The organism is Streptomyces coryli (genome assembly GCF_011044975.1).
GTDB classification, from domain to species: domain Bacteria; phylum Actinomycetota; class Actinomycetes; order Streptomycetales; family Streptomycetaceae; genus Streptomyces; species Streptomyces coryli.
The window spans coordinates 1-22,100 of the sequence record NZ_JAAKZV010000024.1; the positions used below are offsets into that span (position 1 = coordinate 1).

Sequence of the window (22,100 nt, forward strand, 5' to 3'; positions counted from 1 at the left end):
CCGCCCCGCAGCCCCTCGCCCCCGGCTCTTCGGTCGAGATCAGCGCCATCGGCGTCTCCGGCAAGCGCCCGCGCTACGCCGCCGACGCCAAGCAGGCGGGCAACTGGGTCAGCGCCCTCGACGCCGTAGACCGCGCCACCGGCCGCCGCCTCCTCTACGCCCCCGCCCTCGGCGTCTGGCCGGAGTGGCTCGACGGCGCGGCCGCGGCGGCGGACTGCGTGCTGATGGACGGCACCTTCTGGGACGACCAGGAGCCGGTACGGGCCGGCTTCACCGAGCGCACCGCCACCGCGATGGGCCACCTGCCGATCACCGGTCCCGGCGGCACGGCGGAGCGGCTGGCGGCCCTGGACGTACCCCGCCGCCTCTACACCCACCTCAACAACACGAACCCGCTCACCGCCCCCGGCGCCGCCGAGCACCAGCTGCTCGACGCGCACGGGCTCGAGGTGGCGCACGACGGAATGGTGCTCCAGCTGTGATCCCGACGGCGACCCTGGAAGACCGGCTGCGGACGGTGGCCCGCGAGCGCTACCACGACCGGCACCCGTTCAACATCCGCATGCACGACGGCACGCTCACCCCCGCGGAGCTGCGCCGCTGGGTCCTCAACCGCTTCCACTACCAGCGCCACATCCCGGTCAAGGACGCGCACATCACGGCGAAGCTCACCACCCCCGCGCTGCGCCGCTCCTGGCTGCGGCGCATCCAGGACCACGACGGCGCGGCGGACGGCGAGGGCGGCATCGAGCGCTGGCTGCGGCTCGGCGAGGCGGTGGGCCTGGAACGGGAGTTGCTGCTCAGCGGCGACGGTGTACTCCCCGGCGTGCGGCTCGCGGTCGACGGCTACGTCAACTTCTGCCGGCTGCGCAGCCCCCTCGAAGCCGTGGCCGCCTCGCTCACCGAGCTGTCGGCCCCCGGCATCATGACGGCCCGTATCGCCGCCTTCGAGCGGCACTACGACTGGATCGACCGCGAAGGCCTGGAGTACTTCCGCACCCGCGTCGGCCAGGGCAGCCGCGACAGCGCGGAGGCGCTCGCGCTGGTGCTGGAGTGGGCGCGCACACCGGAGGAGCGGCAACTGGCGGTGGACGCCCTCGCCTTCAAGTGCGATGTGCTGTGGTCGCTGCTGGACGCCGTGGACGGAGGGGACCGCCCGTGACCGCCGGCTGGCGGCCGCGGCTGCCCGCGGGGACGGTGCTGCGCGCCGATCCGGTACGGGGCGGGGACCTGCTGCTCCTGCCCGAGCGGGTGGTGGTGCTGCGCGGCAGCGCCGCCGAGGTGCTGCGGCTGTGCGACGGCGGCCGTACGGGCGACGAGCTGGCCGCCGAGCTGGCGGCCAGGCACCCGGGCGCGCCGGTGGCCGGGGACGTAACGGATTTCCTCAGTCGGCTCCGGCAGGAGGGCCTGCTGAAGTGACCGCACCCTGGGCCCTGCTCGCCGAGCTCACCCACGCCTGCCCGCTGCACTGCGGATACTGCTCCAACCCGCTTGAGCTGACCCGCCGTTCCCGCGAACTGGACACCGCCGCCTGGCAGTCCGTGCTGCGCCAGGCGGCCGCCCTCGGCGTCGTCCAGACTCATCTCTCCGGCGGCGAGCCGCTGCTCCGCCGCGACCTGGAACAAATCGTGGCCACGGCGGAACACGAAGGCATCTACACCCAGCTGGTCACCAGCGGCACCGGCCTGACAGAACCCCGCCTGGCCGCGCTCGCCGACGCCGGCCTGCGCAGTGTCCAGCTCTCCGTACAACACGCCGCCCCGCAGGCCTCGGACCGGATCGCGGGGCGCCGCGGCTCGTTCGCGGAGAAGACCCGCGCCGCGCGGCTGGTCCGCGCGGCGGGCCTGCCGCTCGGCGTCAACGTCGTCCTCCACCGCGGCAATCTGGACGCGGTCGGCGACCTGGTCCGCCTGGCCGTGGACTGGGGCGCGGACCGGATCGAGCTGGCGAACGCCCAGTACTATGGCTGGGCGCTGCACAACCGCCGCGCCCTGCTCCCCACCCGCGCCCAACTGGAGCGCGCCCGGGCCGAGGTGGCGGCTCTTCGCACCGAACTGGCCGGCCGCACCGACCTCATCTGGGTCCTCCCCGACTACTTCACCGGCGAGGCGAAGCCCTGCATGGGCGGCTGGGGCGCGGTCTCCCTCACGGTCACCCCCGACGGCACCGCCCTCCCCTGCCCGGCCGCCGCCACGCTCCCCGGCCTGACCCCGCCCAACGTCCGCGACCACGACCTGAACTGGATCTGGCAGCACTCCCCGGCCTTCACCCGCTACCGCGGCACGGCCTGGATGCCCGACCCCTGCCGCTCCTGCGACCTGCGCGAGCAGGACTTCGGCGGCTGCCGCTGCCAGGCCTACGCCCTGACCGGCGACGCCTCCCGTACGGACCCGGCCTGCCACCGCTCCCCCGACCACCACCTGGTCGCCGAAGCCGCTACGGCCCCACCGGCTCCATCACCGCCGCCAGATCCTCGCGGGCATGCAGCGCCCGCAGCGCCTCGGCGACCGCCGGGCCCGCCGCCGCGCCGCGACGGGTGCAGGTGAGGAAGCGGCGGCTCGGCGCCGGGGTGCCGGAGACCGGGATGCGGTCCATGTCGCGCTGCGGCGGCAGTTGGGCCAGGCGCGGCACGAGGGCTACGCCGAGGCCGTACGACACCAGGGTGGTGACCGCGCTCCAGTCGCAGGCCTCGTGCGTGACGTTGGGGCTGAAGCCGGCGGCGCTGCACGCCGCCAGGACGTGCTGCCGCGAGGAGCTGCCGGGCACGCCGATGATCCATTTCTCCGCGGCCACCGCCACCAGGTCCACCTCGGGGAGCCCGGCCAGACCGTGGTCGGCGGGCACCAGCAGGTCGAACGGGTCGTCCAGCAGCAGCCGCTGGTCGAAGCGCTGATCGCCGGTGGCCGGCCCGTCCGGCAGCGCCTCGACCACGGCTATGTCCGTCTCGTCGTCGAAGAGCAGGTCGAAGGCGTCCCGCGGCTCGGCCTCGCGCAGCCGTATGTCGAGCCGCGGATAGTGGGCCGACAACTCCCCGGCCACCGGCGCCAGCAGCCGGCACAGCGCGGTCGGGAAGCCGGCCATCCGCAGCAGTCCGGCGGGCTCGCCGTCCATGCCCAGCAGCTCCGCGTGCGCCCGCTGCCAGCGTGCCTCGATGGCGTCCGCATGGGTGAGCAGGCTGCGGGCCGCCGCGGTGAGCCGCACCCGGCGGCCGACCGGCTCGAGCAGTGGCACGCCCAGGTCCTGGCCGAGCTGCTTGATCTGCTGCGATGCGGCCGAGGGGGTGAGCCGGAGCGACTCCGCCGCCGCGGTGACGGTGCCGTAATAGGCAACGGCCCGCAGGACACGCAGGCGGCGCAGGTCAATCATTAAGGCCCTCCTTCACAATACGGTCAATAGATCCAACCTGGACCTGAACGGCTGTGATTCCCCATCCTGAGGGGGTAGCCGGTCAACCGGAAAGTACGAAAGCGAGCTTGGAGAGCCGATAGATGGGCAACTGCCCGTACTGCGGCTGGGCCGACGCCCAGCCCTTCACGACGCTGTCGCGCCACTGCACCCACGAAGGACTGACCGTGTGGACCCAGTGCGCTTGCGGTTCCGTGCAGGTCCGCCAGGTCAACGAGGCCGGCGCACGCATCCTCGTGCGAGGCCGCCCCGCGGAGACCGCTCCCTGCTCATAGCCGGTCGAAGGCTCAGGCCGCCGGCTCGCCCGGGTAGGTGCCGAAGGACCACTTGTTGCCCTCCGGGTCCTCCAGGGAGAACTCGCGGCTGCCGTACGGCTGGTCCTGGATGTCGCGGAAGATTTTTACGTCGGCGGCCTTTACGCGCTCGTAGAGGGCGTCGACCTGGCTGGTGACCACGTAGAGGCCCGCAGACCCGGGTGGCAGGGTCCAGTCGTGGCCGGGGCGGTGCGAGCCGAGCATGATGCCGCCGCCCTCCGGCCAGTCGAGCTGGGCGTGGGCGACCACGCCATCGTCCTCGTAGACCGCGGTGCGGGTGAAGCCGATCGTGTCGACGAGGAAGTCGATCAGGGCGGGGGCGTCGGTGGCGCACAGGGTGGGCCAGACGCTGGGCTCGCGGGTCTTCTGCTGAGTCTGCTTCTCATTGGTGTCCATGAGACTCACTCTGTGCCGTTGAGGTGCCCCCCGGCTTGGATATTCCGGCACTCTTCGGCCAGCCAGCCGGTGGGACTCACCCCCGTGTACTGGCGGAAGTCCCGCACCAGGTGGGAGTGGTCGTAATAGCCACAGTCGGCGGCCACCCGGGCCAGGTCGGGCGGGACGCCGGCCACCACGGCCCGTACGACCCGCTCCTTCGCCCGCTCGAAGCGCATCAGGCGGGCCGCCTGCTTCGGGCTGATGCCGGTCTCGGCGCGGAAGAGGGCGGTGAGCCGCCGCTCACTGAGCGCGACATGCTTCGCGAGGCCGCCGACCGAGCCCGCGCCGCCGTGCCGGGCCAGCCAGGCCCAGGCCTCGGCGACCTCGGGGCGGACGGCGTCCGGACGGGCGGTCGCGACCTGGCGCCGCAGATACCCCCGCAGGGTGTCGAAGCGCTGCTCCCAGCGCTCCTCCTCGCGCAGCCGCTCCTGCACCTCGCCGCCGGCCCGGCCGAGCACCTCCCGCCCGTCGGGGACGACGACCTGCCCGGAGAGCGCCGCCGCCGGCATCCCGAACAGCGCCCGCGCCGCCAGCGGATGCACCGCGAGCTGCACGCCGGTCTGCCGGTCGGGCTGGCGCACATAGGTGGGCGCGTCGTGCAGCCCGCCGATGACGATGTCGGTGGCGAACCCGTCGCTCTGCTCGGGCGTCAGCCCACCGGTGACCGGCCCGTCCAGGGAGAAGATCAGCGTCAGATACGGGGACGGCAGCCCGCGGTGCACGGCCGGCTGCGCTCCGTGCTGGCGATAGCCGACGGCCGAGAGCACCATGCCGCCGAGCCCGGGCGCCATGCGCACGAACTCCTGCTGCCCGGCGTCAGTACCCATACGTCCAGTATGCGCCGTGTGCCGCCGCAGGTCGCGGCGTCGTTACCGGCCCGCAATGACCTTGACCACGACACCGGGCCCGCCCGGTGGCAGGATGCCCGGCACAGCGCGGCAACCGCCGCCGACCGGGACGTACGTTCGCCCGCCTCACCGCCTTGGAGGCATCGTGCCAACCCGCACCATCTCCCTGCCGCTCGCCGCCGCCATATGCTCGGCGGCCCTCGTCCTCGCCGGCTGCTCCAGCACCGAGTCGCAGGGCAAGAGCGGCGATGTGTCGCTCGTCGAGGACGGGAAACTCCTCAACTGCACCGGGCTGCCGTACGAGCCCTTTGAATACAAGGACAAGAAGACGAAGAAAATCGTCGGCTTCGACATCGACCTCGTGGACCTGGTGGCGAAGAAGCTGAAGGTGAAGCAGGAGGTCGTGGACACGCCCTTCGAGGGCATCGAGTCCGGCGAGGTCTACACGGCCGGCAAGTGCGACCTCTCGGCGGCGGGCATGACCATCACGCCCGAGCGCAAGGAGAAGTTCGACTTCTCCGCCCCGTACTTCGAGGCCACCCAGGCGCTGGTGACGAAGAAGGGCTCGGGCATCGACTCGCTGGCCCCGCTCAAGGGCAAGAAGCTGGGGGTGCAGCAGGACACCACCGGCCAGAAGTACGCCCGCGACAAGGCCAAGGGCGCCACGCTCATCGACTATGAGGACCTCGGCCTCATGCTGACGGGCCTTGAGACCGGCGAAGTACAGGCCGCCATCAATGACAACGGGGTTCTCTACGACTGGGTGAAGGCCAACCCCAAGTACGAGGTGTCCACCGAGTTCGACACCGGCGAGCAGTACGGCATCGGCCTGAAGAAGGGCAACAAGGAGCTGCGCAAGGTCGTCAACGACGTCCTCTCCGACGCGAAGGCGGACGGCACCTACGACAAGATCTACAAGAAGTGGTTCGGCGAGGAAGCGAACGCGCAGTGAGCATGACCCCCCGCAAGCGGGCACGGACGATGCGGGGGGCGCAGTACGGCGTGCTGCTCCTGGTGGCCGCCGTGCTCGCGCTCACCGCCGACTGGGGCGAGATCCGGCGTGCGTTCTTCGACGTCGAGGTGGCCAAGGCCCAGTTCCCGGAGATCATCACGACGGCGCTGGTCAACACGGTCATCTACACGGGTCTTGGCTTCGCCTTCGGGCTCGCGCTCGGCCTGCTGCTGGCGCTGATGAAGCTGTCGTCGGTGCCGCCGAACCGCTGGCTGGCCACGGTCTACATCGAGTTCTTCCGCGGCGTGCCCGCGCTGCTCGTCTTCATCGCGCTCGGATACGGCGTGCCGCTGGCGTTCCAGGTGCGGGTCGACAAGCTGGTCACGGTGATGCTGGCGCTCGGCCTGGTCGGCGCCGCGTATATGGCGGAGACCATCCGCGCCGGCATCCAGGCGGTGCCCAAGGGGCAGGTGGAGGCGGCCCGTTCGCTGGGGATGTCGCACGGGCGGGCGATGATCTCGATCGTCATCCCGCAGGCGTTCCGCATCGTGCTGCCGCCGCTGGCGAACGAGCTGATCCTGCTGACGAAGGACTCGTCCCTCGTCTACGTCCTCGGGCTCGCGCTGGAGGAGCAGGAGCTGTCGAAGTTCGGCAAGGACGCGCTCAACGACTACCGCAGCCTGACGCCGATCCTGGTCGCCGGGCTGTGCTACCTCATCATCACCATCCCGCTGGGCCATCTGGTCCGGCGGCTGGAGGCGAAGGCGGCGAGGGCCAAGTGACTACGGATGCGCCCCCGGAGGGACCCGCCATCGAAGTGGCCGGGCTGCACAAGTCCTTCGGCGACCTCGAGGTGCTCAAGGGCATCGACCTGACCGTGCGGCGCGGCGAAGTGGTGTGCGTCATCGGCCCGTCGGGGTCGGGGAAGTCGACGCTGCTGCGGTGCGTGAACCTGCTGGAGCAGCCGACCGCGGGCAAGGTCACCGTGTCGGGTACGGAGGTCACCGACCCGGATGTGGACATCGACCGCATGCGCCGCCGCATCGGCATGGTCTTCCAGGCCTTCAACCTCTTCCCGCATCTGACCGTGCTCGGCAACCTGACCATCTCCCAGCGCCGCGTCCTCGGCCGTGGCAAGGCGGAGGCGGAGCGGCTGGCTCGCGCGCACCTGGCCGGAGTCGGCCTGGGCGACAAGGAGTCGGCGTATCCGGCGCAGCTCTCCGGCGGCCAGCAGCAGCGCGCGGCGATCGCGCGGGCGCTGTCGATGGGCCCGGAGCTGATGCTCTTCGACGAGCCCACGTCGGCGCTCGACCCGGAGCTGGTGGGCGACGTCCTCGCGGTGATGCGCAAGCTCGCGGACGAGGGCATGACGATGCTCGTGGTCACTCATGAGATGAGCTTCGCGCGTGAAGTCGCGGACCGGGTCATCTTCATGGACGACGGGCAGATCGTGGAGGAGGGCCCGGCGGAGCAGGTGGTCACCGACCCGCAGCATCAGCGCACGCGGCTGTTTCTGGCGCGGGTGCTGGACCCGGCGGCGGCGGAGGTGAAGGAGGTCGGCTGACCCTCCAGGCCGAGCTCGCGGAGGATCGTCAGTGAGTCCTGGCGGCAGCGCTCGCCCTCGGTGGAGCGCCCGGTGCCGCCGTACGCCCGCGCCAGGGTCCGCAGCGCCACCGCCTCGCCCAGGCGGTCGCCGCCGGCCCGGCTGGCCGCGAGCGCGCGCTCGGCGCACAGCTCCAACTCGCCGAACTGCGCCCGGGCTTCCAGACCCGGGGTCAGCGCCGCGGTGAGCTCCCAGGCGGCGCCTGCCATGCCGAGGGCGGCGGCGTGGCCGACGAGCGCGGTCAGTACCGGCCATTCGGCGTCCAGCCAGGCCCGCGGTCCTGACCCGAGCACGGCGGGCATTGGCCAGGTCGGGCCGGTGCCCTGGAAGGCGGTGCGGTCGACGTGGCCGGTGGCCTCGGCGGTCCTGCGGGTCAGCCAGAGCGCCGCGGCGAAGAGCCGGCCGAGCGCCTCCCGCCGCTCCGCCGCCGGGAGCGCACCGGCCCGCTCCCGGGCGTAGAGCCGCACCAGGTCGTGGCAGCGGTACCGGCTCTGGCCCGCGCCGTCCCGGCTCGCGACCTCCACGAGCCGGGCGTCGGCGAGCCGGTCGAGCACCTCCTCCGCGCCGCTGGGCAGGGTGCCGAGCAGCGCGGCCACCGGCCACGGCGCGAAGTCCGGGGTGTGCAGCAGCCCGAGGAGGGTGAAGGCGCGGGCGGCGGCCGGGTCGAGGAAGCGGTGCCCGAGCCGGACGGAAGCGCGCACCTCCAGGTCGCCGTGGGCGAGTTCGTCGAGCCGGTGCCGCTCGTCGGCCATCCGCTCGGCCAGGTCCCGTACCGTCCAGTGCGGGCGGACGACGAGCCGCGCGGCGGCGATCCGCAGCGCCAGCGGCAGGTGGCCGCAGTGTGCGGCCAGCCGCCCTGCGAACTCCGGCTCGGCCGTGACCCGGTCGTCGCCGACCAGGCCGCTCAGGAACGCCACCGCCTCCCGCCCGTCCAGCGTCGCCAGGTCCAGCGGCCGCGCGCCCGGCAGCGCCAGCCGCCGCCGGCTGGTCACCAGCACCCCGCAGCCGGGGCCGCCGGGCAGCAGCTCGTCGGCCTGGCTCTCGGTGGCGGCGTTGTCGAGGACGACGAGGACCCGGCGGCGGGCGAGCACGGCGCGGTAGAGCTCCTGCCGCTCCTCCGGGTCCTCGGGTACGGCGCCGGGCTGCACGCCGAGGTAGCGCAGGAACCGGCCGAGCACCGCGGCCGGTTCGGCGGGGGCGGGCCCGCAGCCGCGCAGGTTCACGAAGAGCTGCCCGTCGGGATACGCGTCCCGCAGCAGATGCGCGGCGTGCACGGCGAGAGTGGTCTTGCCGACGCCGGCCGGCCCCGACACGACGACGCTGCGCGGGGCGGCGGGCTCCGCGCGCAGCCGCCGCACCACCTCGGCGAGCTGGTCCCTGCGGCCGGTGAAGTCCCCGATATCGGCGGGCAGTTGCGTGCAGCCGATCAGCGGCGGCGGCATCGCGGCCCCGGGTACGGGCGGCGCCCCGGAGGCCCCGGCCAGCACCTCCCGGTGCACCCGCTGCAGCTCCTCCCCCGGCTCCACCCCGAGCTCCTCGACCAGCTGCAGCCGCCCGTCGCGGAAGACCGTGAGGGCCTCCGCCCGCCGCCCGCAGCGGTGCAGCGCCACCATCAGCTGCGCCCGGGTGCGCTCGCGCAGCGGCTGCGCGGCGAGCAGCCCGGACAGCTCGGCGACCAGCTCGGCGTGCCGGCCGAGCGTCAACTCGGCGTCCACGCACAGCTCCAGCGCCGCCAGCCGCCGCTCCTCGAGCTCGGCCGCCTCCGCCTCCAGCCCGCGTACGTCCGCCAGTGCAGGGCCGCGCCACAGCCCGAGCCCCTCCCGCAGCCGGACCGCGGCCTGCTCCGGCGCCGCGCCGCGGGCGGCGGCGAGATGCGCCTCGAAGTCCGCCGCGTCGACGCGGGCGGCATCGGGCCGCAGCAGGTAGCCGGGTTTCCGGGTCACGACCGCGGCGCCCAGCGCCTGCCGCAGCCGGTGCACATGCCAGCGCAGCGTGGTCCCGGCGCAGTCCGCCGGGGACTCGCCCCACAGCAGGTGGATGAGGCGCGCCGCGGAGACCACCCGGCCAGGCCGCAGCGCCAGCGCGGCCAGGACGCTCCGCTGCTGCTCGCCGCCGAGCCCGGCATCTCCCCCGTCGCGCCGGACCTCGACCGGCCCCAGGAGCCGTATATCCAGCACGTCTCAGGACGCTAGGGGCTCAGCCCCGGCCGGGCCATAACATTCGACAGGGATCGAAAGCCCCCTGCGCACTCGCATTCCGGGGGCGTCCCCTCATCCCGGCCGCCGCCCCCATCCCCCGATCATCGCCATCGACAGATCCCGGGTGTCCGGTTCACCGAGATACTCCAGCGCCCGGTCCACGGTCTCGTCCCGCACGTCCGTATGCGCGCTGATCGCCGCCCGGCATTCCCGGAACGTCAGCCCCCAGAACACCCCGAGCGGCGACGCCGCCGACACCACCGGCAGCTCCGCCGCCATCCCCAGCACCCGCAGCCCGCGCCGCGCCAGCGCGGCCGGATACTGCCGGCCCCACTGCCCGTCGGTGCCGATGGTGGCGGCCAGCGCCTGCCACATGCCGGTCATGGTGCGCCGGAAGGCGTGGTCGGGCGACGACTGCGAGGCGAGGTCCGCGGCATCGCTGACCAGCAGGAAGCCGCCGGGCCGCAGATACGACACCAGCCGGTCGAGCAGCTCCTCGCGCTCCCGCAGGTGCATCAGCACGAAGCGGGCGTGCACCAGGTCGTAACCGCCGGGCAGGGGCGGGTCCTCGACGGTGAGGTCGGCCTGGACCACCCGCAGCCGGGGATGGCTGATCCGCTCCAGGAACCGGGTGTCGCGGTCCACCGCCACCACCTCGCCGTCCTCCCCGACCTGCCCGGCCAGCCACCGGGTCAGGCTGCCGGGCCCGGCCCCGACATCGAGGCACCGCCACCCGTGCCCGACCCCGAGCGCGGCCAGCCACCGCCGGCTGGCCGGGTCGAACGCCGCGGCCAGCGCCTCCAGCCGGGCGAGCTCACCGGCGGTCCCGCCGTGGAAGATCCGGTCCCCGTAGTGCTCCCGCGCCTGATGATCCTGTCCCGCACGCATCCGCGTCCCCCTTCACCCGAGCCTGGCGCCGCCAGGCTGCCGGGGCGGGTTTGGCGAGGCGTTGGTGCGGCGTTGGTACGGGCGCCGGTCAGGCCGCGGCGGGCGGCTTCACCCCGCGTACGTAGTGCAGGAACGGCCGCACGCCGCCCTCCGTGAGCTCCGCGAAGCCCGCGGTCTCGACGTACTGCCGGTGCGGCCGGAAGTCGGCGATCAGGACGCGGCCGCCGGGCCGCAGCACGCGGTACATCTCCGCCACCGCCCGCTCCCGCTTGTCCTCCGGGATGTGATGCACGGCGAGGCTGGTGACGACGGCGTCGAAGGAGTCGTCGGCGAGGTCGAGGTCCTCGCCGAGCCCTTTGCGGAAAGTGCAGTTGGGCTCCTTCGTGTGCCGGGCGGCGTAACGCGTCATCTCCTCCGAGGGATCGATGCCGACCGCCGCGCCCCGCGGCCCCGCGGACCGCGCGGCCAGCCGGGTCAGATAGCCGGGGCCGCAGCCGATGTCCAGCACCCGGTCGCCGGCCCCGACCCCGGCGAGGGCGACGAGCTGCCCGTACAACCGCCGCCTGCGGCCCAGGAAGAGGACCTTGCTGAGGACTTCGTACGCCCCCGGGTGACCGAGCGCACCGGGCGCCTCCGGGTCGGCCTTGCCGCGTAATGGCATGCGTCCATGTGGCATCTTCGGCTCCTTACTTAGTCACGACTAAGTCCATGCCTCCGAGCTTAGCCGCGACTAAGTACGCGGACAACATCCCGGCTAGCCTGGGATATGTGAGCCAGTCCCCCACCACCCGCCGCGCCCGCATGACCGCGCCGGAGCGCCGCGCCTCGATCCTCGCGGCCGCCACCGAGGCCTTCGCCGCCCGCGGTTACCAGCGCACCAAGGTCGCGGAGATAGCGCGACAGGTCGGCGTCAGCGAGCCGGTGGTGTTCCAGAACTTCGGCACGAAGGCGGCCCTCTTCGGCGAGGTGCTGCAGCACGCCGCCACCACCGTCGGCGACCAGTTGCGCCGCACCGCGGAGGACGGCCGCCCGGTGCCGGACGTCCTCGCCCACTGGCTCGCCCCCGCCCACTTCGACCGGCTGCACGCGCGGGGCGCGCTCGGCGCCCTGTTCGCCGACGCGGTGGCGCACGGCGCGGAGGGCCCGACGGGTGACGCCACCCACCGGGCCCTGCACACGGTCGCCGCCGCCTTCGCCGACGTCCTGCGGCGCGGGCAGGAGGCGGGCAGCATCAGGGCCGACCTCGAACCCGAGGCCGGCGCCTGGTGGTTCATCTCCCAGCTGCACGCGCACGGTTTCCGCAGCGCGACGATGCCGGGCCGGGAGGCACTGGAGCCGTCGCTCCAGCGCCTGACCCTGGACGCGCTGCGGCCGCCGCCGGTCAGCTGAGGGTCATCGCGTCCACGTCGAAGGAGTTGTTCTGCGGCGTGGTGAATCTCAGGTAGAGCTTCTTCACCCCCTCCCTGGCTGCGAGGTCGACCGCCGGAGTCTCCTGGTACGTGTCCCAGCCGCCGGTGTTCGGCACCGGGGTAGTCGCCAGGACCGGCCCGTCCGGCGCGTTCGCCCGGAGCTCGATCGCCCCGTTTCCGACCGGGGAGGACAGCTTGTAGCTGACCTTCGCCATGCCCTCCGTCGACATCGGCGCGAAGGCGATCCAGTCGCCGTCGCTGATGTCGCCGATGCGCTTGCCGTTCTCCGCGCCCGCCTGGGAGACGATGCGGGTGCCGGACTGGTCGTCGCGGTACTCGGCCTGCTTGTGCTTGGGCTGCAGCACCGCCTTCCCGTAACCGGTCAGCTTGCTGACGCCCTCGCCCCCGCCGCCGTCCGTGTAGCGGGCGTTGAGGACATAGGTCAGGTCCGCGCCCTCCGGGTGGCCGCCCAGATCGCCCGTGTCGACCGTGCCCTCACACCCCGGCAGGTCGGTGGTCGGGTGCTCGTGGTCGTCATGGCCGAGGGCCGGGTTGACGAGGACCTTGGAGCAGTCGACCGTGCCGTCCTCCGGATCCGTCACCGTCACCTTGTACGGGACCTTGTCGCCGAAGGTGATCGCCTTGCCGTCGACCGGGGTCTCGATGGTCACCTTCGGGGCGATGTTGCCCGCCGTGATGGGCACGTTGGCGAAGCCGGACTTGCCGCTGGAGTCGGTGACCTTCAGCTGGGCGGTGAAGTCGCCCTTCGTCTCGTACGTGTGGCTGGGGTTGGCCTCGGTCGAGTCGAAGGTGCCGTTCCCGTCGAAGTCCCACTCGTATGTGAGCGAGTCGCCATCCGGGTCCGACGTCCCCTCGCTGGAGAAGTCCACCTTCAGCGGCACCGGGCCGTTGGTCGCCGACGCCGTGGCCTTCACCACCGGGGTGCGCTTCCCCTGCGCGTAGTCGATCCGGTAGAGGCCGGAGTCGCTGTTCCCGCCGCCGAATTCGCTGCCCCACTCCAGGACGTACATCGAGCCGTCGGGCCCGAAGGTCATGTCCATCGGCTTGTTGAACTTCACCGAGTCCATGAAGTCATTGATCTTCAGCAGCTTCTCGTCCTTGTCGAAGCGCATCTCCTTCACATAGTTCCTGGACCACTCGTAGAAGAAGTTCGCGCCGTCGAAGTACGCCGGGAACTTGGTCTCCGACTTGTTGTCCGGGTCGAAGTTGTAGACGGGGCCGCTCATCGGCGCCGAGCCGCCCTCCCCCATCTCGGGGAACTTCTCCGACGTGCCGTAGCCGTACCAGACCTCGGGCAGCTCGATCTTCGGCAGCTCCTTCAGACCGGTGTTGTTCGGCGACGGGTTGGTGGGACTGGCGCAGTCGAACTTCGCGCCGATCTCGCCCGTGTCGGGGTTGAAGGGCGCGTACGGCTGGTTGTCGCCGTGGCAGAACGGCCAGCCGTAGTTGCCCGCCTTCTTGATGACGTTGTACTCGACCAGACCCTCGGGCCCCCGGTCGGTCGCCGGGGCGCCGCGGTCGGGCCCGTAGTCGGAGGCGTGCACGTACCCGGTCTTCGGGTCGACCGTGAAGCGGAACGGGTTGCGGAAGCCCATCGCGTAGATCTCGGGCCGGGTCTTGTCCGTGCCCGCGCTGAAGAGGTTGCCGTCCGGGACGGAGTAACCGCCCTCGTCCTTGGGCTTGATACGCAGGATCTTGCCGCGCAGATCGTTGGTGTTGCCCGCGGTACGGGCGGCGTCCAGCATCTGCTTGCCCTCGCGCCAGTCGAGCGGCGCGTAGCCCTGCCAGTTGGGGTCGAGGTTCGGCGGCACGTCGTCGCCCGTGCCCAGGTAGAGGGTGCGGTTCGGGCCGAACTCCACCGAGCCGCCGGTGTGGCCCGGCTCGGGGAAGGTGCGGTCGCGGTAGGCCGGGACGTCGAGGAGCTTCTTCTCGCTGGCGGTGTCCAGCTTGCCGTCCTTGATGGTGAAGCGGGACAGCCGGTTCACGTCCTCGGTGCTTCCGGCGGGGGCGTAATAGAGGTAGATCCAGTTGTTCTCCGCGAAGTCCGGATCGAGCTCCATGCCGACCAGGCCGTCCTCGCCGCCCGTATAGACGTCGAGCTTGCCGGCGGTCGTGGTCTGGTGCGTGGCCGGGTCGAAGATCTGCACCTCGCCGGCGCGCTGGACGTAGTAGACCTTGCCGTCGGCGGCGACGTCGAGCTCCATCGGGTCGGCGGTGTCGTCGTCGAGGGCGACCTTCTCGTAGCCGTTCCAGACGGTGCCGCCGCAGTCGCCGGGGGCGGCGCCCGCCGCCCACTTGATGCCGCCGACGACGTGGTCGCGGAAGTACTCCTCGGTGTACGAGGCCTTGTCGTGGCCCATCGCGGTGGCCCAGACCTTGCCGCCCGCGGCGTTGCGGCACCAGGAGATCGGGTGGTCGGCGCCCATGGCGTCGCCGCCCGGGTCGTAGGTGGTCTCGTCGGCGGTGGCGAGGACGTGCACCTTGCCGCGCGGATTCTCGTCGAAGTTGTACCACTCCTCCGGGCGCTCCCAGCGCTCCGGCAGCCCCTTGGTGGAGGGGTGGTCGTGGTCGGCGACCTTGGCGGTGCCCTGCAGCACGCCCGGGGAGTGGGAGGGCATGTGGGCGCCGCCGTTGATGGTGTCGTCCCACCATGGGAATTCCGCCTCGATGCCCATGTCGAGGGTGTTGTGGACGGCGACGACGCCCTTGCCGCTGCCGACGTAGTCCTGCATGGCCTTGCGCTGGGCGTCGGTGTCCCAGACCATGCCGGAGTTCTGCAGCATGATGATGACGTCGTACTGGGCGAGTTCGGCGTCGTTGAAGACGGTCGGGTCGTCGGTCTGGACGAGCTCGAAGTCGTTCTCCGCCGCCTCCTCCTTCATCATCTGGATGCCGGCCGGGATCGAGTCGTGGACGTAGCCGACGGCCCTGGTGAAGAGCAGGGCCTTGAACTCCGCCTTGGGGGCGGCGTTGGCGGGGAGTGCGGTGAGCGCGAGCAGCAGCGCGGCTGCGAGCGCGGTGAGGGATCTCAGTAAGACGCGGACATGACAATGCATTCAGCGGTCCTCTCCGGTGCATACGTGCCGGTTGTGTACGTCAGTTGAGCCCGCGCAGGAAGGCGAGGCCTTCCGTGGCGATGGCGTCCTGCGATGCGGCGAGCGGCCGCCAGACGGAGGCGGCGACCGCGATGGTGGCGTTGTGGGCGGTGAACGACTCGATGCAGAGCGGGCCTTCGTAACCGGCCTCGCCCAGCGCCCCGACGAAGCCGGGCCAGTCGAGGTGATCGGCGCCGGGCGTGCCGCGGTCGTTCGCGCACACCTGGACGTGTGCGATACGGCCCGCTGCCGCCCGCACCGCGTCCGGCAGCGAGCGTTCCTCGATGTTCTGGTGGTACGTGTCGAGGGCGATGCCGACGGTGTCGGAAGGCAGTCCCTCCATCGCGGTCAGCGTCTGCTCGACCGTGTTGAACAGGCTGGTCTCATAGCGGTTCAGCGGCTCCACCGCGATCCGCACCCCGGCCGCGGCGGCGTGCGCCGCGACCGGCGCGAGGTGCTCGCGCCACTCGGCGTACGCCGCCGCCCGCTCGCCGCCGGCCATCCGCCAGGTACGGCCGACGGCGGCGTAGACGGGCCCGGCGACCGCCGGGGCGCCGAGCTCGGCGGCCGCGTCCACGCACCGGCGCAGGTAGTCCTGCGTGGTACGGACCGCGGCCGGCTCGGCGCGTACGAGATCACGGCCCGGGCCCAGCACCGCGATCACGGCCGCGGGCGCGAGGCCGTTGGTGTCGAGCAGCCGCGCGGCCGCCTTCGGCTCCCAGTCGCCCGGGTCCTCCAGCGGCAGCTCCGCGCAGTCGAAGCCCCAGCCGGCCAGCCGCGGCAGCACCTCGGCCAGGGCCTGCTCGGTGACCGGGGAGTGCCAGATCCAGGGATTGGCGCCGATGGCGAACGTCATTTCTTGCCCCACGCCCCGGGGTAGCCCGGCAGGTCGGCGCAGCCGCACATCGCGTAGTGCAGCGGCGGCATGCCGTCCTGCAGATACTCGTCCAGGTTCTGCTGCGTGACGGTCGGCTGCGGCAGTGTCCACGTCTTGGGCACCTGCTTGCCCTCGAGGATCTGCAGCGCGGCGATCACCGGCGTGCGCCACTGGAAGGTGGGGTACGTCGGCGCGATGGCCGTGAGCTTCTTGTCCTTCCAGGCCTGCAGGAAGTCCTGCTGGTCCTCGCCGGTGATCGGCGGCACGTCCTTGCCCGCGTCCTCGAAGGCCTCGACCGCCGCTACGGAGGTGGCGCCGGAGTCCATCCACACGCCGTCGATGTCGCCGTGCCGGGAGATGGCGTCGGAGACGATGGACTTGGTCTTGGACGGGTCGCCGTCGGTGAACTTGACCTCGGCCACGTCGAGTCCGGCCTTGTCGAAGGCGATCTTCGCGGCGGACCAGCGGGTCTCGAGCACGTCGACGCCGGGCGAGATGCGCAGGGCGACGATCTTGCCCTTCTTCTTCACCTTCTCGGTGAGGAAGTCCGCGGCGGCGGCCCCGTACGCGTACCCGCCGACCGGGCTGATGAAGGTGACCGCGCAGTCGGTCTGCACGCCGCGGTCGAAGACGATCACCGGGACCTTGCCGCAGGCCTGCTTGACGGCCGGGGTGAGGGTGGCGGTGGTGTTCGGGGAGACGATCAGGGCGTCGCAGTTCTTGCCGGAGAGCTCCTGGATGTCGGAGATCTGCTTGTCGTCCTTGCCCTGGGCGTCCAGGACGGTGAAGTCGGCGATCTCCTTGTGGAGTTTCACCTCGGCCTTCATGTTCTTCAGGCCGACCTGGCGCCAGGGGTTGAAGACGCCGGCGTTGGAGAAGCAGAGGTTGATGCCGCCGGAGCCCTTCTTCTTGTACTTGGCGGTGTCCTGCATCTCGGGCTCGAGCATCTGCTCCCAGGGCTTGTCCTGCGGGCCCTCCGGGGTGGCCTTCGCGAGGGCGAGCTGGCGCTCGTAATCACCCTGGTCGAAGAACTTCGACTGCTTGCTGTCGCTCTCCTTGGCTGCGGACGGACCACCGTCCGCCGAATCGGCCGGCTTGTCGGAGGAACAGGACGCCACCAGCACGCCCGCCAACACGGCGGCGGCAAGCGGCAGGACGCGTCTGCGGGTACGGCTCATGCGGACTCCTCGGGGGTACGACGGCGGCGCAGCCGTCCGTAGTCGGCGGCGCCGAGGCCGACGGCGGCGATGACGATGAATCCCTGGACGGTGGACTCCAGCGCGCCGGAGACGCCCTGGAGGTTGAGCAGCGTGAAGAGGGCCTGGAGCGAGAAGGCGCCGGCCATCGCGGCGACCACGGAGCCGCGGCCGCCGCCGAGGATCACGCCGCCGAGCACGACGGCGGTGATGGCCTCGAATTCCAGGCCACGGCCCGCCTGCGCGGACACCCCGGAGAAACCGGCGACGAGCACGGCGGCCAGCGCGGCGGCGACGCCGGAGCCGAGGAAGGCGAGGGTACGCACGCGCGGCACCCGCACCCCCGCGAGCGCGGCGGCCCGCTCGCTGTCGCCGGTGGCGATGAGCGTACGGCCGAAGTCGGAGCGCATCAGCCACCAGGCGGCGGCGCCGACGGCGAGGCAGGCGAGCACCGCCCACGGCAGCCAGCCGCCCGCGGTGCCGCGGCCGAAGGCGCGGAATGCCTCCGGCAAGGTGCCCTGGGGAGAGCCGCCGGTCCAGTAGAAGACGGCGCCTTCGAGGATGAGCATCATGCCGAGGGTGGTGATGAAGGACGGCACCCGGAGCCTCGTGGTGATCAGCCCGTTGACCAGCCCGACCACTGCCCCGGCGGCCAGCAGCCCGGCGGTGACGAGCACCCACGGCGCGTCCGGGAACGAGCCGTAGAACTCGGCGGCCGCGACCACCCCGGCGGTGACGACGGCGCCGACGGAGAGGTCGAAGCCGCCGGAGACGATGACGAGGTACTGGCCCGCGGCGAGGATCACCAGCGGGGCGGCGCGCTTGATGAAGGCCAGGAAGCTGTCCGGCTCGTAGAACCCGGGCTCGGTGATCGCCAGCGCGGCGAGCAGGACGACGAGGAGCGCGTAGACGGGCGCTCCGGTGCCGAGGCGCCGGCCGGCGCCGGTGAGGACGGCGGTCGCGGTGCTCATGCGGGCTGCCTCCTCGGGGTCGTACGGCGCGGTCTCGCGTAGATCGCGACCGCCGCGATGATGACGACGCCGCGGACGACGTTCTTGAAGAACGGGTCGACGGACAGCTGGTTGAAGACGCTGTCCAGGACCGACAGCACCAGCACCCCGCCGAGCGTCCCGGCCACGCCGCCGCGGCCCCCGGCGAGGGCCGTGCCGCCGAGCACGACGGCGGCGATCGACTCCAGGTCGTAGCGCGCCTCCGTCCCCGCCCAGGGCGCGCCCGCGCCCAAGCGCGCGGCGAGGAAGAGCGCGGCGGCGCCGACGCACAGCGAGCACAGCACGTGCGCGGCGACGACGGTGCGCTTGGTCCGTACGCCCGAGAGCCGGGCCGCGTGCTCATCGCCGCCGGTGGCGTACATGTGGTGGCCCAGGCGGGTCCGTTTGGTGATCAGCCACAACGCGACCGCCACGCCCGCGAGCAGGAAGACCGACACCGGGACCGGCCCGATCCGGTCGTAGCCGAGCCGCTGGAAGGAGTCGGGGACCTTCCCGGCCGGGCCGGTGTAGTTGTCCTCGATCCAGCCGCGCAGGATGAACGCCATCCCCAGGGTCGCGATGAAGGCATTGACCTTCAGCCCGGTGACGATCAGGCCGTTCGCCAGACCCACCGCCGCCGACAGCCCCAGCACCGCGAGCACCGCCGTGAACACGCTGCCGTCCTGCATCGTCTCCGCGGCGACCAGCGTCCCGATGCTGATCAGATACGCCACCGAGAGGTCCAGCGAGCCGGTGAGGATCACCGCCGACTGGCCGACCGCGACCAGCCCCAGCGCTACGGAGTTCTGCAGGATGCCCGTAACTCCGGTACGCGAGAGCAGGTTGCCGCCGTCGATGGCGACCACGATCCAGCCGAGCAGCGTGACCGCGGCGGCCGCGAGCCATACGCCCACCACCGGGTCGTTGAATCGCAGCCGCCGGCGCCGGGTGAACCGCCGGGCGGGCTTCGGGGCCGCCTCCGTACGTATCGCCGTCATGCTGCGGCCCCCTTCGCCGAGGCCGTCTCGCTGGTGGCCAGCCGCATGATCTGCTCCTCGCCCGCGCCCGCGGGGAGTTCACCGGCGAGCCGGCCGCCCGCCATGACGAGGATCCGGTCGCTCATCCCGATCAGCTCGGGCAGCTCCGAGGAGACGATCAGCACGGCCATGCCCTCGCGGGCGAGTTCGCGGACGAGGGTGTGGATGGCGGCCTTGGCGCCGACGTCGACGCCGCGGGTGGGCTCGTCGAAGAGCAGCACCTTCGGGCGGGCGGCGAGCCATTTGGCGATGACGACCTTCTGCTGATTGCCGCCGGAGAGGTACTTCACCTCCTGGTCCTCGCCGCGGGAGCGCAGCCGGACCCGTTCCAGTAACCCGCCGATGTCGCGGGTGCCGCGGCCGGGGACGGCCCGCGTGACGAGCAGGGCGTTGTCGCGTACGGACTGCCGCAGCGCCAGCCCCTCCGCCTTGCGGTCCTCGGTGACCAGCGCGATCCCGGCGCGGATCGCCCGGCGGGGGCTGGTGGGGCGTAACGGAGTCATCGTCCCGGTGGTGAACGGCGCGGCGCCGAACAGGGCCCGTACCAACGAGGTCCGCCCGGAGCCCTGCAGCCCGGCGATGCCGACCACTTCACCCGCGCGGAGGCTCAACTCGACGTCTTTGAGGCGCTCGTTGCCGCCCCCGGCGACGGTGAGCAGCGGCTCGCCGACCTCCTCGGCTTCCGCCCGCGGCGGGTAGTACGAGCCGAGCTCGCGCCCGACCATCGCGCGCACCACCTCGTCGGCGGTGGTCCCGTCCGTGGCGAGGGTGGCGACCTTGCGGCCGTCCTTGAGCACGGTGATGCGCTGCGACAGGTCGAAGACCTCGCGCAGCCGGTGCGAGATGTAGAGGATGCCGATGCCGCGCCCGGCGAGGCGGCGCACCAGGCCGTGCAGCAGCTCGACTTCGTGGTCGGCGAGCGGCGCGGTCGGCTCGTCCATGACAAGTACGCGGACGTCGCTCGCCGCCAGCGCCTTGACGATCTCCACGGTCTGCTGCCGGGCCACGGACAGGTCCTTGATCAGGGTGTCGGGCGCGATCCCGGTCTCGTCGAGCTCGGCGAGCAGCTCGGCGGTACGGGCCTCCATGGCGCGCCGGTCGACCAGGCCGCGGCGCACCGGCTCGCGGCCGAGGAAGACGTTCTCGGCGACCGTCCGGTGCGGCAGCAGCGCCAACTCCTGGTGGATCAGCCCGATTCCGGCCGCCTGGGCCTGGCCGGGGTGGGAGAAGGAGACGGTGGTGCCGTCGAGTTCGATGATCCCCTCGTCCGGCGCGTACTCGCCCGCGAGGACCTTCATCAGCGTCGACTTGCCGGCGCCGTTCTCCCCCACCAGCGCGTGCACCTCGCCCGGTTCCAGGTCGAGCGACACCCCATGCAGCACTCGTACGCCGAGGAAGCTCTTGGACACGCCCTGCATCTTCAGCATGCAGTGCAATGTCCCGAGCCTTCTTTGAACCGTCAAGGGCCGAAGCAGCGCGGGCATTTGGACTTTTGCGCCGGGAGTTAGGATGATCGCCGAACAAAGGTGGTCTTGCTGGCCGCAGAAGTCGTCCTTAGGGTGACTGCCGTGACCTCGCCACCAGTTCAGTCGCCGGGCGACGTGCTGGCGCTGATCAGCGCCGGCTCCGCCGCCACCCGCGCCGAGATCGCCCGGCTGACCGGCCTCGCCCGCTCCACCGTCTCGCAGCGCGTCGACGCGCTCATCGCGCACGGCTTCGTCGACGAGACCGCCGACGCCGGCTCCACCGGCGGCCGCCCGCCGCGCCGGCTCAGCCTGCGCACCCGGGAGCACGCCGTGGCGGGGGTCGACCTGGGCGCCTCGCACTGCCGGGTGGCGCTGCTGGACATCGGCGGCTCCCTGCTGGCCGTACGGGAGGACCCGCTGAAGATCGCGGACGGGCCGCGGGCGGTGCTGGCGCATGTGGACCGCACGCTGCGGACGCTGCTGGCGGAGACCGGCCGCGGGCAGCACACCCTGCGGGCGATCGGGGTCGGGGTGCCGGGCCCGGTGGAGTTCTCCACCGGCCGCCCCGTGGACCCGCCGATCATGCCGGGCTGGCATCAGTTCCCGATCCCGGAGTACTTCGCCGAGCACTACGGGGTCCGCGCCCTGGTCGACAACGACGTCAACGTGATGGCCCTGGCCGAGCAGCGCCAGGCCTTCCCCGGCACCCGCTATCTGCTCTACCTGAAGGTCGGCACCGGCATCGGCTGCGGCATCATCGCCGACGGCCGGCTGCACCGCGGCGCCCAGGGCTCGGCCGGCGACATCGGGCACATCCGGGTCGGCGAGCGCGAGGAGCTGTGCCGATGCGGCAACTCCGGCTGCCTGGAGGCGATCGCGGGCGGCGCGGCGCTCGCCGAACGGCTGACGGAGCTGGGGCTCGAGGCGCGCTCGGGCCTCGATGTCGTACGCCTCGTCCAGGAGGGCAACCGCGACGCCGTACGGATGGTGCGCGAGGCCGGGCGGGCCGTCGGCGAGGTGCTGTCGGGGCTGGTCAACTTCTTCAACCCCGAGACGGTGGTGGTCGGCGGCGCCCTCGCCGCGGTCCACGACCAGCTGCTCGCCGGCGTCCGCGAGGCGGTCTACCGGCGCTCGCATCCGCTCGCCACCCACGTGCTGCGGATCGAGCCGAGCCGCACCGGCGAGAACGCCGCCGCGGTGGGCGCCGCCATCCTCGGAATCGAGCACGCTCTGTCACCTGCGCAGGTCGACCGGGCGCTGCTGCAGGGCGGGCTGAAGTCGCCTGCGATCGGCTAAATTTGACCGTGTCGGATCTTTGACTTGTTCTTGCTTTGGGGGTTGAGTAAGGCACTACGTGCCTTCTT

21 protein-coding genes are annotated in these 22,100 nt (G+C 72.1%); 9 read left to right on the plus strand and 12 right to left on the minus strand.

Annotated elements, in window-relative coordinates; genetic code table 11:
• The 4 genes from G5C51_RS08475 to pqqE form a co-directional block, all read left to right on the plus strand.
• On the plus strand, positions 1–482 hold a 482-nt coding region (locus tag G5C51_RS08475), incomplete at its 5' end, for an MBL fold metallo-hydrolase (RefSeq protein ID WP_240929484.1).
• Positions 479–1,162 carry a pyrroloquinoline-quinone synthase PqqC gene (gene pqqC, locus G5C51_RS08480; RefSeq protein ID WP_165234308.1) on the plus strand — a complete coding sequence of 228 codons (684 nt, stop codon included), beginning with the start codon at positions 479–481 and terminating at the stop codon, positions 1,160–1,162. The genes G5C51_RS08475 and pqqC, both read left to right, overlap by 4 nt.
• A complete protein-coding gene (pqqD, locus tag G5C51_RS42905) occupies positions 1,159–1,419 on the plus strand; it encodes a pyrroloquinoline quinone biosynthesis peptide chaperone PqqD (RefSeq protein WP_338118061.1) in 261 nt (86 codons plus the stop codon). Before pqqC ends, pqqD begins: the two co-directional genes overlap by 4 nt.
• Entirely contained in the window at positions 1,416–2,546 is a 1,131-nt protein-coding gene (pqqE, locus tag G5C51_RS08485; protein ID WP_338118062.1) for a pyrroloquinoline quinone biosynthesis protein PqqE, read from the plus strand. The genes pqqD and pqqE overlap by 4 nt, the downstream gene beginning before the upstream one ends.
• On the opposite strand, the gene G5C51_RS08490 is transcribed toward pqqE, so the two are convergent.
• The 3 genes from G5C51_RS08490 to G5C51_RS08505 form a co-directional block, all read right to left on the minus strand.
• The gene (locus G5C51_RS08490; RefSeq protein ID WP_165234314.1) at positions 2,437–3,366 is read right to left on the minus strand and encodes a LysR family transcriptional regulator; all 930 of its coding nucleotides are present in this window, start codon (positions 3,364–3,366) and stop codon (positions 2,437–2,439) included. The genes pqqE and G5C51_RS08490 overlap by 110 nt on opposite strands.
• Positions 3,367–3,692: 326 nt before the next feature.
• Complete coding sequence (locus tag G5C51_RS08500) at positions 3,693–4,115, minus strand: VOC family protein (RefSeq protein ID WP_165234321.1); 423 nt, start codon at positions 4,113–4,115, stop codon at positions 3,693–3,695.
• 5 nt (positions 4,116–4,120) lie between these two features.
• A complete protein-coding gene (locus G5C51_RS08505) occupies positions 4,121–4,984 on the minus strand; it encodes an AraC family transcriptional regulator (RefSeq protein ID WP_165234324.1) in 864 nt (287 codons plus the stop codon).
• 166 nt (positions 4,985–5,150) lie between these two features.
• Between G5C51_RS08505 and G5C51_RS08510 the strand changes: the two genes are divergently transcribed.
• The 3 genes from G5C51_RS08510 to G5C51_RS08520 are packed head-to-tail and all read left to right on the plus strand — an operon-like array spanning position 5,151 to position 7,521.
• A complete protein-coding gene (locus G5C51_RS08510) occupies positions 5,151–5,957 on the plus strand; it encodes an ABC transporter substrate-binding protein (RefSeq protein ID WP_338118063.1) in 807 nt (268 codons plus the stop codon).
• 2 nt (positions 5,958–5,959) lie between these two features.
• Positions 5,960–6,739, plus strand: coding sequence for an amino acid ABC transporter permease (locus G5C51_RS08515; RefSeq protein WP_206313609.1), 780 nt, complete (start codon positions 5,960–5,962; stop codon positions 6,737–6,739).
• Positions 6,736–7,521, plus strand: coding sequence for an ATP-binding cassette domain-containing protein (locus G5C51_RS08520; protein WP_165234333.1), 786 nt, complete (start codon positions 6,736–6,738; stop codon positions 7,519–7,521). The genes G5C51_RS08515 and G5C51_RS08520 overlap by 4 nt, the downstream gene beginning before the upstream one ends.
• Here the strand turns inward: G5C51_RS08520 and G5C51_RS08525 are convergent.
• The 3 genes from G5C51_RS08525 to G5C51_RS08535 all read right to left on the minus strand — a co-directional run bounded on the left by G5C51_RS08525 (position 7,452) and on the right by G5C51_RS08535 (position 11,322).
• Complete coding sequence (locus G5C51_RS08525; RefSeq protein WP_165234335.1) at positions 7,452–9,737, minus strand: BTAD domain-containing putative transcriptional regulator; 2,286 nt, start codon at positions 9,735–9,737, stop codon at positions 7,452–7,454. The genes G5C51_RS08520 and G5C51_RS08525 overlap by 70 nt on opposite strands.
• Before the next feature lie 93 nt (positions 9,738–9,830).
• Positions 9,831–10,646 (minus strand): class I SAM-dependent methyltransferase, encoded by an 816-nt coding sequence (locus tag G5C51_RS08530; protein WP_165234338.1) that lies wholly within the window; start codon positions 10,644–10,646, stop codon positions 9,831–9,833.
• Positions 10,647–10,734: 88 nt separating this feature from the next.
• The gene (locus G5C51_RS08535; protein ID WP_206313606.1) at positions 10,735–11,322 is read right to left on the minus strand and encodes a class I SAM-dependent methyltransferase; all 588 of its coding nucleotides are present in this window, start codon (positions 11,320–11,322) and stop codon (positions 10,735–10,737) included.
• A gap of 92 nt (positions 11,323–11,414) precedes the next feature.
• Here G5C51_RS08535 and G5C51_RS08540 point away from each other — a divergent pair, with 92 nt between their 5' ends.
• Entirely contained in the window at positions 11,415–12,035 is a 621-nt protein-coding gene (locus tag G5C51_RS08540; RefSeq protein WP_165234341.1) for a TetR family transcriptional regulator, read from the plus strand.
• On the opposite strand, the gene G5C51_RS08545 is transcribed toward G5C51_RS08540, so the two are convergent.
• The 6 genes from G5C51_RS08545 to G5C51_RS08570 are packed head-to-tail and all read right to left on the minus strand — an operon-like array spanning position 12,028 to position 20,697.
• On the minus strand, positions 12,028–15,132 hold the full coding sequence (locus G5C51_RS08545) for a ThuA domain-containing protein (protein WP_165234344.1): 3,105 nt from the start codon (positions 15,130–15,132) through the stop codon (positions 12,028–12,030). The genes G5C51_RS08540 and G5C51_RS08545 overlap by 8 nt on opposite strands.
• A 40-nt stretch (positions 15,133–15,172) precedes the next feature.
• The gene (locus G5C51_RS08550; RefSeq protein WP_165234349.1) at positions 15,173–16,027 is read right to left on the minus strand and encodes a sugar phosphate isomerase/epimerase family protein; all 855 of its coding nucleotides are present in this window, start codon (positions 16,025–16,027) and stop codon (positions 15,173–15,175) included.
• The gene (locus G5C51_RS08555) at positions 16,024–17,226 is read right to left on the minus strand and encodes a substrate-binding domain-containing protein (RefSeq protein ID WP_165234352.1); all 1,203 of its coding nucleotides are present in this window, start codon (positions 17,224–17,226) and stop codon (positions 16,024–16,026) included. Before G5C51_RS08555 ends, G5C51_RS08550 begins: the two co-directional genes overlap by 4 nt.
• Entirely contained in the window at positions 17,223–18,215 is a 993-nt protein-coding gene (locus G5C51_RS08560; protein ID WP_165234355.1) for an ABC transporter permease, read from the minus strand. The genes G5C51_RS08555 and G5C51_RS08560 overlap by 4 nt, the downstream gene beginning before the upstream one ends.
• Entirely contained in the window at positions 18,212–19,231 is a 1,020-nt protein-coding gene (locus G5C51_RS08565; protein ID WP_165234358.1) for an ABC transporter permease, read from the minus strand. The genes G5C51_RS08560 and G5C51_RS08565 overlap by 4 nt, the downstream gene beginning before the upstream one ends.
• Entirely contained in the window at positions 19,228–20,697 is a 1,470-nt protein-coding gene (locus tag G5C51_RS08570; RefSeq protein WP_165234361.1) for a sugar ABC transporter ATP-binding protein, read from the minus strand. Before G5C51_RS08570 ends, G5C51_RS08565 begins: the two co-directional genes overlap by 4 nt.
• 141 nt (positions 20,698–20,838) lie before the next feature.
• Between G5C51_RS08570 and G5C51_RS08575 the strand changes: the two genes are divergently transcribed.
• A complete protein-coding gene (locus G5C51_RS08575; RefSeq protein ID WP_338118064.1) occupies positions 20,839–22,032 on the plus strand; it encodes an ROK family transcriptional regulator in 1,194 nt (397 codons plus the stop codon).
• The last annotated feature ends 68 nt before the right edge of the window (positions 22,033–22,100 follow it).

Excerpts from the sequence above, each read along its gene's own strand:
- G5C51_RS08560 (WP_165234355.1), bottom strand. The coding sequence starts at position 18,215 with ATGAGCACCGCGACCGCCGTCCTCACCGGCGCCGGCCGGCGCCTCGGC.
- G5C51_RS08535 (WP_206313606.1), bottom strand. The coding sequence starts at position 11,322 with ATGCCACATGGACGCATGCCATTACGCGGCAAGGCCGACCCGGAGGCG.
- G5C51_RS08545 (WP_165234344.1), bottom strand. The coding sequence starts at position 15,132 with ATGCATTGTCATGTCCGCGTCTTACTGAGATCCCTCACCGCGCTCGCA.
- G5C51_RS08505 (WP_165234324.1), bottom strand. The coding sequence starts at position 4,984 with ATGGGTACTGACGCCGGGCAGCAGGAGTTCGTGCGCATGGCGCCCGGG.
- G5C51_RS08490 (WP_165234314.1), bottom strand. The coding sequence starts at position 3,366 with ATGATTGACCTGCGCCGCCTGCGTGTCCTGCGGGCCGTTGCCTATTAC.
- G5C51_RS08555 (WP_165234352.1), bottom strand. The coding sequence starts at position 17,226 with ATGAGCCGTACCCGCAGACGCGTCCTGCCGCTTGCCGCCGCCGTGTTG.
- G5C51_RS08515 (WP_206313609.1), top strand. The coding sequence starts at position 5,960 with ATGACCCCCCGCAAGCGGGCACGGACGATGCGGGGGGCGCAGTACGGC.
- G5C51_RS08565 (WP_165234358.1), bottom strand. The coding sequence starts at position 19,231 with ATGACGGCGATACGTACGGAGGCGGCCCCGAAGCCCGCCCGGCGGTTC.
- G5C51_RS08530 (WP_165234338.1), bottom strand. The coding sequence starts at position 10,646 with ATGCGTGCGGGACAGGATCATCAGGCGCGGGAGCACTACGGGGACCGG.
- G5C51_RS08500 (WP_165234321.1), bottom strand. The coding sequence starts at position 4,115 with ATGGACACCAATGAGAAGCAGACTCAGCAGAAGACCCGCGAGCCCAGC.
- G5C51_RS08550 (WP_165234349.1), bottom strand. The coding sequence starts at position 16,027 with ATGACGTTCGCCATCGGCGCCAATCCCTGGATCTGGCACTCCCCGGTC.
- G5C51_RS08570 (WP_165234361.1), bottom strand. The coding sequence starts at position 20,697 with ATGCTGAAGATGCAGGGCGTGTCCAAGAGCTTCCTCGGCGTACGAGTG.